Annotated in this window: 5 protein-coding genes; all 5 read right to left on the bottom strand. The window is 33.8% G+C overall.

The annotated features are described in order from the left end of the window. Positions 1 to 54: 54 nt before the first annotated feature. The 5 genes from ACI3VO_RS08220 to ACI3VO_RS08200 all read right to left on the bottom strand — a co-directional run bounded on the left by ACI3VO_RS08220 (position 55) and on the right by ACI3VO_RS08200 (position 3,575). Positions 55 to 432 (bottom strand): hypothetical protein, encoded by a 378-nt coding sequence (locus ACI3VO_RS08220; RefSeq protein ID WP_439757447.1) that lies wholly within the window; start codon positions 430 to 432, stop codon positions 55 to 57. 24 nt (positions 433 to 456) lie between these two features. Continuing rightward, positions 457 to 753, bottom strand: a complete 297-nt coding sequence (locus ACI3VO_RS08215; protein ID WP_439757446.1) for a hypothetical protein — start codon at positions 751 to 753, stop codon at positions 457 to 459. A 1,165-nt stretch (positions 754 to 1,918) separates the two neighbouring features. Continuing rightward, positions 1,919 to 2,602, bottom strand: coding sequence for a hypothetical protein (locus ACI3VO_RS08210; RefSeq protein WP_439757445.1), 684 nt, complete (start codon positions 2,600 to 2,602; stop codon positions 1,919 to 1,921). Between the two features lie 460 nt (positions 2,603 to 3,062). Further along, on the bottom strand, positions 3,063 to 3,230 hold the full coding sequence (locus tag ACI3VO_RS08205) for a hypothetical protein (RefSeq protein ID WP_439757448.1): 168 nt from the start codon (positions 3,228 to 3,230) through the stop codon (positions 3,063 to 3,065). 192 nt (positions 3,231 to 3,422) lie between these two features. Then, on the bottom strand, positions 3,423 to 3,575 hold the full coding sequence (locus ACI3VO_RS08200; RefSeq protein ID WP_439757444.1) for a hypothetical protein: 153 nt from the start codon (positions 3,573 to 3,575) through the stop codon (positions 3,423 to 3,425). Between the last annotated feature and the right edge of the window lie 507 nt (positions 3,576 to 4,082).

The following is a 4,082-nucleotide window of genomic DNA, read 5'->3' as shown; positions in this document are numbered from 1 at the left end:
AGAATAATTGATAATATATTGATTATAGATAGCTCCAACAATGGGAGTTTCTACCTAACGGATGTGGGTCCATTGATAATTTGCAGCAGTAGGAAGTCTTAAATCTTTAATTAATTGGGAATAAGTGCCAAAGCTATTCTTCCCAGCTTCATTAAGTGTAATATTAGAATCTCCAATTACTGCTACTTCCTCAGAATAATCATCGCCTTCAGAGAATTGACTAATAGTAATTTTCTTGAAACGCATATACTCTGCTGCACCTTCTAATACTAGAGTATTACCAGAAACCGTAACCTTAATAGTATCTTTATCAATTAAGAATAGATGATTTTTCTTAATAGTTTTAGCAATCTTCTCTGCTACAGTTGCAGCAGTATCAGATGCTTTTACAGAGAACTCTACCCAGAAAGGAATACCCTTGCGAATATACATAGGATTAGCACCATAGAAAGGTTCCTAACCTTCAAATTCCAGATAAATATCTAAACGACAGAAAGTCTCACCGCTTGTAGGCTTCAAAGAATCAACAAGAGTTGTAAAGTCAATAGTGGCTTTACACATTGTTGCTTCATAACCAGCTTTGTTATAAACTGATACAATGTTATCCTTAGCAAATACAAAGTCTCTCTTAATTCGTAAAACAGTAGTAGAGACGCCATCAATTTTTTCTGTTACTTTCTCAAATAACTTTTTCCCAGAATCAGGGTCTAAGTTAGAATTAATAATTGTGCAAGTTTGAAAATTTAATCCCATAATTTAAAGTATTATTGGCCCTACTATTGGGCAGGTTGTTGCTATTGCCCAGTTGGTCTAGCAATAGACTAAGTCATCTAAAAGTTAGTTTGGAGTCTAGGATCTGCAGTGCGCTCCATTACCAAATGTACCAACTCGTTAATAATCTCTTGATTAACATAATCTGGGAACTCCATAATCTGGGAAGTATCTTCGGTTAAATCAATCTATTCTTGTGTTAATCTAATAAACTATGGACACTTCACATAGTCTATCTGTACTTCGGCAAGCTAAAATAAGGAATCATCTTTTCCATAGCGGATTTCGCAACGAACATTAGAAGTATTACCTGCTCTGAGGGCTGTAGGCTTCTCAACAAGAGATACTTGCTATTCAGATTCACCTACTTTTAACTTAAATGTTCTTTGGAAGTTTGAATTCTATTCTTCTGAGCCGTTGCCTGTACTAATATCGTTATCATCCCATTCTCCACCATCAGCACTAGTTACTTTATAGGCACCATTCATATCAATACCTACTTCCTCTAAACCAGTGCCAGTTTTAGCTGTAGTACGTGGGTCAGTAGGTAATACTTGCTACTAATTCAAATTGTGAATATAATAATAGGGTCTCATAGGAGAAGGTCTATTATAAATATCTGTTACAATTTGAGACCAGGAATCTGCAGTGAGTCGAGTTGCAGGAATCTCAATATAAGAACCAGCATCCCAGCAATCCTTCTACTTAGATACATAGAAAATACATACGCAATTTAACATATGTAAATAGTCAATGGGCATATATACCTCGTATGTAGCTCCATGTAAAGACTAAATAGAACGATGTGCTTTACTAAGATAGGAAGATGCCTATCCAGTGTAACCACCTTCAGGCATATCCTAATTCCCAGTTTTAGCTGCAGTATTCTGAATAGCACTATCTGTAATACTAGAACCTCTTCCAGCAAGTTCTACTTTATGAGGAGTAAGGAAAGTAGTAGCTTTCAATACTCGTAAATCATCAGTAGTTTGCTGATTAATATCATATACGTTATATACCTTATTAATATACTAGTTAATAGCTTTATTAAAGAGGTAGTTAAACTCATATAATTTTAATGACGGAGCCTAGATTTTACTTAATTCAATAGCGGTTGCTTCAAAAACCTATCGTGCAGTCATTTGCTTTATTGTTTATCATCTTCAAACATCTCAGGGAATGTTTCCCTTCTAATTAAGGCTAAAGTTTTAGAATTTTTGGACGATTTCATCCAGTTAATCACAGCCTCTTCTGAAGCCCCAAGAATACCAGATGCATCTTCTCCATAAACATATAGTCCATTCTTCTTTTTAATTACTCCATTTTCTCTTGCTTCTACAAGTAACATATGTAATTGTAAATCTCCACCTGTATAGCAATTGATAATCTTTTCTGGAGTTCTTTCTGCAATAGATAACAGATAATCTTCTACGTCAGCATTAGGCTGATTTCTCATATCTCTACCAAGAACACGAGCAACAAGTACTCTACCATCATATCCGCGTTCATCATTCATAATATAATTAGAAGCCTCAACAATAAGTTTCTTGCGTGTAACTCTCTGAGTTGCCTCATATCCAGGTCTATCTACATACAATTCTGCTGTTCCATATCTAGGACGCTTAGTCTTTGGATCTACTGTACCATCAATAAGATAGTTCCCATTATCATCTTTAGCAAATCTATCTGGAGCAATCATAGGACAATTCTTAATTGCTTCCCATTCTGCATTTTGGTAAATATCATCAAGGTTATAGGTCTTGCCATCCTCAATAATAAATACCTCATTCTCTCTAATAAAAGCTGCCTCTCCTCTAGATTCTGCTTCCAATTCATCCTTAGTAAGGATAATATCTCCATTTGCATCTACACGCTTTACACATGCAGGATAACGTCCTTGTTTATTTCTTTGCGGTTGAATAAAATACTTCTAACCAACTTTTCCAAAAACACTTCTTAGAACAACGACATTAGCTTTGAAGTCGCCATCCTAAACTTTATTCACTTTCTTAGCCATAATTCATTATTTATAAAAAGTATGGGTAGGGGAGCACCTCGTCCCCTACCATATCTAGTAATATTTTTATCTTTTATTTAATTACTCAGTAGCTCTCTAGATTACTCTGTTGCGCGTAATATAAATGAGCGATAAGGATTAAATACTGCGATACCAGCATAACCCCAAGCAATCATTTGAGAACCAGCTACAGGAGTAGAAACTACTCCATTGTCACCACCAGAACGTCCACCTCATGAACATAATATATTTCTATATTAATTAGACTATATCTTTAACTCATATATTTAAAAGTATAACCTTTACATTTAGTTGCTGTACCTTTTAAGACTTTATTTACATTACTAAAATCTTTTCTGGCTTCTCGTACTGTATCGTATATTTTAACTAGTTTTCCATCTAAAGTATATTGTCCAACCTTTCTAGAAGGATGTTCTAAGATATTTTTATTAGTTTCTAGGTCAGTATTATATGTGTCAAATCTCTTTATGAACTAATCATCTACAATTAGATTCTTAAAATCTTCTGCTTCTTTTTCTGAATCAAAAATTCTAATAGTACTTCTTTTATATTTTTTAAATCCATACTTTTTTAAATCACATAAAAAAGAACCTTTTGGATGCTTTAGTTTAGACTAATCACTAATACTAACACCTTCCCCATAATAACCATCAAATATATCTGGATTTTCAGTCTTATGAACTCCAACATATATCTTGTTATTGACAATATTTTCCGTTAAATATACAATATATTTCATACTTTTAATTATTAAGTTATCTTCCATTTCCCTATATAGGTACGCTTATAAAGCTAGTCGTTGAACCTTACATTGAGCTTGTTTAAACCTTGCTTTTTCAATGTCTTGGCTGCTGATTACCATTTTACAGGCTTCCAGCAGTTAAAAAGATTATTGCCCTAATATTTCTATTAGGCGGCGCAAGTACACATTACGCCGAGGACCTCATTAAAGACGAAATCTTTGCCTTTAAGAGAATACATAGCCGAAATAGCATTACTTATTTCACAGACTATATCTTATTTTAATCAATATACTTCCATATATAACCATTTGATGTTCTCTATTTTCCTCTTAAAGCATTAAGAGAACCACTATATGCCTCTTTTGCTTTTCTAACACTATCATATACTTCTAATAATTCACCTTCTAAAGAATATCGTCCTACTTTTCTAGCATGTTTCTTCTTAGGGGGAATTGATTCAAAATATTCTCTTGTCCACTAATACCCACCACAAGTTTGCTGGGAATTAATACTATTTGTTATACTTGTAC

The organism is Intestinibacter sp., assembly GCF_051866655.1.
GTDB lineage: Bacteria > Bacillota > Clostridia > Peptostreptococcales > Peptostreptococcaceae > Intestinibacter.
This window is presented reverse-complemented; position numbering and strand designations above follow the sequence as displayed.